Source organism: Halorussus litoreus (assembly GCF_003382685.1).
In the GTDB taxonomy this organism is placed as follows: Archaea; Halobacteriota; Halobacteria; order Halobacteriales; family Haladaptataceae; genus Halorussus; species Halorussus litoreus.
In genome coordinates, this window is the sequence record NZ_QLVG01000086.1 from 1 (window position 1) to 6839 (window position 6839).

General features: G+C 69.4%; 7 protein-coding genes. 3 read left to right on the plus strand and 4 right to left on the minus strand.

Going from position 1 to position 6839, the window contains the following annotated elements; all coding sequences use genetic code 11:
• Positions 1-993: AMP-binding protein (locus DPQ64_RS18200; RefSeq protein ID WP_198662200.1), on the minus strand; the 993-nt coding region annotated here is incomplete at its 3' end.
• A gap of 132 nt (positions 994-1125) precedes the next feature.
• Between DPQ64_RS18200 and DPQ64_RS18205 the strand changes: the two genes are divergently transcribed.
• Positions 1126-1500: a CBS domain-containing protein gene (locus tag DPQ64_RS18205; protein ID WP_198662201.1), complete on the plus strand. Its 375-nt coding sequence runs from the start codon at positions 1126-1128 to the stop codon at positions 1498-1500.
• A gap of 44 nt (positions 1501-1544) precedes the next feature.
• On the opposite strand, the gene DPQ64_RS18210 is transcribed toward DPQ64_RS18205, so the two are convergent.
• A complete protein-coding gene (locus tag DPQ64_RS18210; RefSeq protein WP_115865711.1) occupies positions 1545-2384 on the minus strand; it encodes an alpha/beta fold hydrolase in 840 nt (279 codons plus the stop codon).
• A 123-nt stretch (positions 2385-2507) separates the two neighbouring features.
• On the opposite strand from DPQ64_RS18210, the gene DPQ64_RS18215 reads away from it, so the two are divergent.
• Positions 2508-3686: an HD domain-containing protein gene (locus DPQ64_RS18215; RefSeq protein WP_115865712.1), complete on the plus strand. Its 1179-nt coding sequence runs from the start codon at positions 2508-2510 to the stop codon at positions 3684-3686.
• Between the two features lie 4 nt (positions 3687-3690).
• Here the strand turns inward: DPQ64_RS18215 and dps are convergent, their stop codons facing one another.
• The gene (gene dps, locus DPQ64_RS18220) at positions 3691-4500 is read right to left on the minus strand and encodes a DNA starvation/stationary phase protection protein Dps (RefSeq protein ID WP_115865715.1); all 810 of its coding nucleotides are present in this window, start codon (positions 4498-4500) and stop codon (positions 3691-3693) included.
• A 651-nt stretch (positions 4501-5151) separates the two neighbouring features.
• Positions 5152-6294 (minus strand): DNA primase large subunit PriL, encoded by a 1143-nt coding sequence (locus DPQ64_RS18225; RefSeq protein ID WP_115865713.1) that lies wholly within the window; start codon positions 6292-6294, stop codon positions 5152-5154.
• A 263-nt stretch (positions 6295-6557) separates the two neighbouring features.
• Between DPQ64_RS18225 and DPQ64_RS18230 the strand changes: the two genes are divergently transcribed.
• Positions 6558-6839 (plus strand): nuclear transport factor 2 family protein (locus tag DPQ64_RS18230; RefSeq protein WP_157971782.1); only part of this gene is annotated, 282 nt, incomplete at its 3' end.

Sequence of the window (6839 nt, forward strand, 5' to 3'; positions counted from 1 at the left end):
CGCCGGCGGGACGAGGAGGTCGTTCGGCCCAGTCTCAACCCGGCCGTAGGTCCGGCAGACGGGAGCCCTCCGGGCCAGCGCCTCGCGGGCGTCCGCGGGGAGCGCCGACCGCGTGGCGATCCACGCCACACTTTCGAAGTCGGTTCCCTCGAACCCGTCGCTCTCGACCAGTTCGCGGTACTCGGTCGCGCCGGCGAACAGCGCGGTCGCGCCCTCCTCGGCCACCGCAGCGAGGGTCGAGTCCGGGTCGAACGCGCGCAGGACGACGACCGTCCCGCCGACGTACAGCAGCGGGAGCACCAGTCGGTGGAGCCCGTCGGTGTCCGAGAAGGGAACGAGCGCGGGCGCGCAGTCGCCCCTGCCGAGGCCCCACGCCGCGACCGCGGTGATGCAGTTCCACTCGACCGCGCGGGCCGGGAGGTCCACGACGCGCGAGGCGGTCCGGGGGTTCTCGTTCAGCGACTCGCCCGGCCGATTGCTCCCCTCGCGTTCGCCCGCCGTCGTTCGGGTTTCGCCGACGGCTGGCCGGTCAGCCCGTTCCGTTCGGTGGAGGTACAGCAGCGAGTCCTCGGGATCGGGGTCGACCCGCTCGTACTCCTCGCCGTCCTCGCGGGCGAGTTCCTCGAAGGAGTACGACTCGTCGTCGGGCACCTCCCGGACGAGGTCGCGCTGGGCAGTCTCGTGGACGACCACCGCGGGGTCGACCGTCTCCAGCGGCCCCTCGACGGTCGCGGGCGTGAGCCGGTGGGAGACGGGCGCAAGCACCGCGCCGAGTCGCCGGACCGCGAACAGCAGCGCCAGCGTCTCGACCCGATTGCGCGAGACGACCGCCACGGGGTCGCCGGCTTCGACCCCCAGTGCGGAGAGTCTGCGGGCCATCCCGTCGGCCTCGGAGTCGAGCGCGGCGTAGCTGACCCGCCGGTCGGCCGAGGTGTCCACCACCGCAGTCCGATCCCCCCAAAGGTCGGCCCGCTGCGCGAGCGAGAGCGTCATGACGAGTGGTTCGACGCCCCCGGACGTATGCGTTGTTGCAGTGGCGGGGCGACGGACTGATAGTAGATACATCTCCGAATGCTCGGGGGTTTCATGGAAAAAACCATAACCTCGGCGTCAATCCCTAGCTGTATGAGTTCCGATACGAGACCGACGGTCGAGGACGTGATGTCCGCACCGCTGGAGACGATCGCCGAGGACGCGACGGTGCGGGAGGCCACCCAGCGCATGCGCGAGAAGGACATCAGCGCGCTGGTCGTCCGGACTACGCCGCGGGCGATCATCAGCAGTACGGACGTGCTCGACGCCGTGGCGCAGGGCCGCGACCCCGCGGAGTTGATGGTCTCGGACGTGATGACGACCGACGTCGAGACCGCGACTCCGGACCTGTACATGGAGGAGGTCGCTGCGATGATGACCACCTACGGCATCAAGCACCTCCCGGTCGTCGACGACGGCTACGTCGGGATGGTCTCCTCGACCGACGTCACCAGCCACCTCTCCTAGTTCTCCGCTCTCAGTCGAGGGCGGGCCCGGTCGTTTCTCCACCGTTATTCCGCTCGATGTTCCTCCAGAAAGCCCACCAGTGCGTCGTTGACCGCCTTCGACTGCTCGACGAAGAAGAGGTGTTCGCCGGGGAACTCGCGGAACTCGCCCTTCGGCAGCCCGTCGGCGAGCAGGCGTCCGTTCTCGGGGGGAACCACGCCGTCGTCAGCGCCGTGGGCCACCAGCGCTGGAATCGTGATCTCGTAGAGCCAATTGCTCGCGTCGAAGTCGGCCATCGCGTCGAAGTGGGCCTGGGCGACCTCGCGGTCGGCGTCCTCCGCCGCGCGCCACTCGACGATGCGGTCGACCAGTTCGTCGGTCGCGAGCAGTTCCTCGCCAGCCACGGGGTCGAGCGACGCCCGGAGCGCTGCGGGGTCGTCGCGGCCGGCCGCGAGCTGCTCGCGGACCTCCGGGGGAATCGACTCTGCTCGGGGACCGCCGGGTGAGGTGCCGAGCAGCGAGAGCGTCGCGGCCCGCGAGTGGTCGAGGGCGTACCGGAGCGCGACCATCCCGCCGAGTCCCGCGCCGACGAGGTGGGCCCTGCGCGCCCCGCAGTCGGCCAGCACCGCGTCGAGGTCCTCGGCCATCGTCGCGACGCTGTACTCGCTATCCGTATCGGCAACCGGGCGGTCGGACTCGCCCGTGCCCCGCGTGTTCACGACCACGATCTGGTGTGGTCCCGCAAGCGCGGGGAACTGCCAGCTCCACTGCCACGCGCCGTACCCCGCGTCGGCGAGGAGCACGACCGGCTCGTCCGTCGCTCCGCCACCGCTTCCGGCGCGCTGTTCGTCCGTCCCGCCGACCTCGTAGTAGATGGAGACGCCGTCGTTGTCCGCGTAGGGCATTGGCGGGCGTTCGGCCCGGCCGCGCTTCAAGCGTTCCGTTCGGAACGGCCGCGGATCCACAGTTCCGTTCGACCCGACGCGATGACGGGTCCTTTTTGACACCCCTCCGTCAACTCCGAAGCCATGAAGGCCATCAAGGACAGCGTCCACGACCACATTCCGGTCTGCGACCTCGCCGCGGACCTGCTCGACACCCCGGCGCTCCAGCGACTCCGGTACGTCAAGCAGCTCAGCACGGTCCGTCTGGTCTACCCCTCCGCGAACCACACTCGGTTCGAGCACAGCCTCGGCGTCTACCACCTCGCGCGGCGAGCCCTCGACAGCCTCGGCGTCAAGGGCGAGCGAGCGCTCGCGGTCCGGGCGGCCGCCCTGCTCCACGACGTGGGCCACGGGCCGTACGGCCACCAGACCGAGGGCATCATCCAGCGCCGGCTCGGCCGCCACCACGACGAACTGGGCGACCTGCTCGCCGACGGCGTCCTCGCGGAGAGTCGCATCCCCGCCGTCCTCGAATCGCACGGCCTCGACCCGGACGAGGTTGCCGCGCTGGTGGCCGGCAAGGGGCGGCTCGGCCAGCTCGTCGCGGGCGAACTCGACGTGGATCGGATGGACTACCTCGTCCGGGACGCCCACCACACCGGCGTGCCGTACGGCACCATCGACTACTCGCGCCTGCTGGCCGCGCTCCGGTTCCGCGACGGGAATCTCGTGCTCTCGGCGGGCAACGTCCAGACAGCGGAGGGGACGCTGGTCGCCCGCGCGCTGATGAACTCGACGGTGTACCGCCACCACGTCTCGCGCATCGCGGGCGCGATGCTCGAACGCGCGGGCGAGCGGCTGCTGGATTCGACCGACCTCGCCCCGGAGTCGTTCGCGCGGATGACCGACGACCGACTGCTCGGCGCGCTCCGCGAGTGCGAGGCGACAGAGGACGCCGCCCGGCGGCTCGAACGCCGGGACCTCTACAAGCGCGCGGTCTGGGCCAAGCTCGACGCGGTGCCCGACGCGGTCGTGACGGCCGACCACGAGCAGGTCCGGGCGTTCGAGCGCGAGATAGCGGCCACGGCGGAAGTCCCGCCGGAGGCCGTGCTGGTCGACGCGCCGGGCGAACCCGGCATGCCCGAGACCTCGACCCGCGTGGTCGTGGACGGCGAGGTCCGGAAGCTGGCCGACGAGTCGCCGCTGGTCGAGGGGCTGCGCGCGGCCGGGCGAGCGCAGTGGCGACTCGGCGTGTACGCGCCCGAAGAGCGAATCCCCGAGGTCGGCGCGGCGGCCGAGCGCGTGCTCGGCGTCGAGGTCTGAGCCGTCAGTACCCCTGTCCGCCGCCGTATCGCGAGCGACGACCGCCCTGTGTTGGACTCCCGCCCTGCATCCGACCATGCGTCGATTGCTGACCACGCATCGACTGCTGGCTCTGTGTCGGCTGCCGGCTCTGTGTCGGCTGCTGACCCGGCGCGGACTGTTGGCCCTGCATCGACCGCTGATTCCGCGTGGACTGCTGGCTCTGCGTCGGCACGCCGGGACTCCGCGGAACCGCCTCCGGTTCGACGGCTTGCAGGTGCGCTTCGAGGAAGTAGAGCTGTTTGTCCACCTCGCGGGAGAGTTCGGTGTACATGTCGGCGGTGTCCTCGTCGCCGTGCTCGACTGCGATCTCGATGTCGCGCCGGAGGCTGTTGGCGTGGACGCCCACGCGCTCGACCAGCGCTTCGACGTACTCCGGACCGGTGGTCGCGTCCGGCGGTAGCTCCGGAATGTGCGTGCTCGCGGCGGCGTCCCGGACCGTGCCGGTCGCCTCACCGCCCAGCGCGGTCGTGCGCTCGGCGATGATATCGACGTGCTCGTTCAGCGTCTCGGCGATCTCGTCGAACAGCAGGTGGAGCTGGTAGAAGTTCATCCCCTTCACGTTCCAGTGGGCGACCTTGGCCTGCGTCATCAGGTCGGTCGTGTCTGCGAGCGTGGCGTTGAGCATCCCGACGACCGCTTCCCGGGTCTGGTCCGGAAGCTCGACTGCGGTTCGGTAAGTGCGTGATCGGCGTGGCTGCTGGCCGTGTTCCTGTGGATTGGTACTCCCAAGTGGCGTGCCTGTGACTCCCTGTTGCTGTCGTTGGAAACTCATGTCTCTCCCCACGCTCTCCACGACGACTTCGGGCAAGAAGGTTCGGGCGAAGGGAGAGGTGAGCGAGAAAATCTAGCTCTCGTCAAGAAGCAGTCCGGCGTTAGCGTAGGTTCCACTAACCACCCGGCGCGCGCTGGCGCGAGTTTATCTCGCGCCATACTGTGCGAGGGACGACCGAGCGGAGCGAGGGAGGAGGTTGGGGAGGTTCGAGGCCCGCGGTTGCGGTCGCAGTGCAGTGGCTGTGCGGTCACGCCTCGGCTCAAGCAGTAGCTAGTTCAGTCGAGTTCACGGCAGATGAGGACGACGCGGTGAAGCTAGCTATTGCTTGAGCCTCGGCGTGACCGCAACTGCACCGCGACCGCACCTCGTCCTCCCCAGCCGCCTGCGTTGTCTGCGAACTACGTTCGCAGAGCAGCGAGACGCCGCAGGGGTCTCGCAAGCCTCGGTCGCGTCGCTCCACTGTCTCCAGAAATCGGAGATTTCTGGGATGACGAAAATCTCCGATTTTCGAACCACGCTACTCGTCCCTCGCGCGGTATGGCGCGACACGAGGTCGCGCCTCCACGCGCCGGGATTCCAAGAGTAAACGTAGCAATGCAGTCGCTGAGGGGAGCCAGTTTATTCTGCGGAAACAACGGCCTCATTTTGGACTCAGTCCGCGTCAGCGAGCGCCTCCTCGTAGTAGGCCAGCGGGTGCGAGATGGTGTCACAGCGCGGGTCCTCGACCTCGCTCTCCTCGTCTGCGACCGGGCACTCGCCGTACGCCTCCATGGTCGCACACGAGGGCGGGGCGTACTGCGCGCCCGACTCGTCGGCGACGCGCTCGGCGCGGTAGCGCAGCGCTCGCGCTTCGGTCTCGCCGTCGACGCCGCAGAGCGCGAGCAGCTCCTCCTCGTCGGCGTTCGCGCTCGCCAGAAACGACACCAGCGCGAACTCGGCGTGGGGCGAGAGGCTCTCGCCCGCCTGCGCGCGCTCGACCAACGCGGACGCGCACGGCGGGAACTGCTCGGGCGCGAGCACGTCGATGTCGCGGGTCACGTCCACCTCAGAGAAGGTGTCCTCCAGCTCGGCGACTTCGTCCGTGAGCCCGTCCGCGATCTCGTCGGGCACCGTGGTCGGCAGCCCCGTTTCGACGCGCTGGCGGACCGCCTCCCGAAGGAGTTCGTTGAGTTCGTCGGCCGAGAGGGCCACCTTGCCCTCGGCGAGTTCCCGGCGGACCAGCCGCCAGCGCTCGCCGTCGAAACCGGACGCGAGCCGGAGGTACGCCGTCACCTCCATCGCGAATCCCTCGTCGCGGTCGTCGGGGCCGGCTGTCTCGCCTCGCCCCGCAGTATCGCCTCGCCCCGCAGTATCGCCCCACCCCGCAGTATCGACCTTCCCCGAGAGGTCGAACTCGTGGAGGACGTACCGCAGCGGGACCTTCCCGTTCTCCGGAGCCCTCGCGTCGTCGTCGAGCGCCTCGAAGTCCGCGGTGAACCGCTCGAACGCAGTTTGAGCCTCCGCGGTCGCGTACTTCTCGACCACGCCCGGCATGTCGAGCAGCGAGACCAGCACCCGCGCTACCGGATACGAGAGGAGTTCGGCCTGCACGCCGGGATGGCGCTGGCCCTCGGGCACGTCGACCGTGCCGTCGAGCAGCGCGCGCTCGACCCGCTGGACCCCTCGCTCGACCGCCGGATGGCGGGTCCCACCGGTCTCGCCGGCGCGGATGATGTCGGCGAGGCCGAGGTCCGCTTCCCGGACCGCCTCGCGGGCGGATTCGAGAAACGGGTAGTTGGCGTGGACCGGATCCATACTCGCTCCATTTCGGGCGACCCCGATAAACGCGACGGTCGCCAGCGCCACTCGGCGCGCGTCCTCGTTTCCGGCGTGGACCGACCAGTAGTGTTCAGATAAGCGCAGCCACTGACCAGTTGCGCTCGGAGACTCACATCTCACCCCTGGTGGACTGAAAGGGCGAGGGCTTTCGAGGACTCCTCGACAGTTCTAATCGTTTACCTGAATACTACCCCCGACCCACCGCAGGCTTTGAGAGGCCACCCTGCGTCGGTCGAGCCATGACCGAGTCGGCTGCGGAGACGGCCCGCGCGTACTACGAGGCCATCGACGCCCAACGCTACGACCGATTCGCCGAGCTGCTCGTGCCGGGGGTCGTCCACGAGCGCCCGGACCGGACGTTCGAGGGCCGCGAGACGCTGGTGGAGTTCATGCGCGACGGCCGGCCGAGCACGAACACGTCCCACGAGATCGACGCGGTGTACACCGAGCAGGCCGCCCCGCACGAGCAGGCGGCCCTGAACGAGCAGGCGGCCCCGCGCGGCGACCTCCCCGAGGTCGCC

Coding starts and splice junctions, on each gene's coding strand:
- DPQ64_RS18205 (WP_198662201.1), top strand. CDS start 1,126: ATGAGTTCCGATACGAGACCGACGGTCGAGGACGTGATGTCCGCACCG.
- DPQ64_RS18215 (WP_115865712.1), top strand. CDS start 2,508: ATGAAGGCCATCAAGGACAGCGTCCACGACCACATTCCGGTCTGCGAC.
- DPQ64_RS18210 (WP_115865711.1), bottom strand. CDS start 2,384: ATGCCCTACGCGGACAACGACGGCGTCTCCATCTACTACGAGGTCGGC.
- dps (WP_115865715.1), bottom strand. CDS start 4,500: ATGAGTTTCCAACGACAGCAACAGGGAGTCACAGGCACGCCACTTGGG.
- DPQ64_RS18225 (WP_115865713.1), bottom strand. CDS start 6,294: ATGGATCCGGTCCACGCCAACTACCCGTTTCTCGAATCCGCCCGCGAG.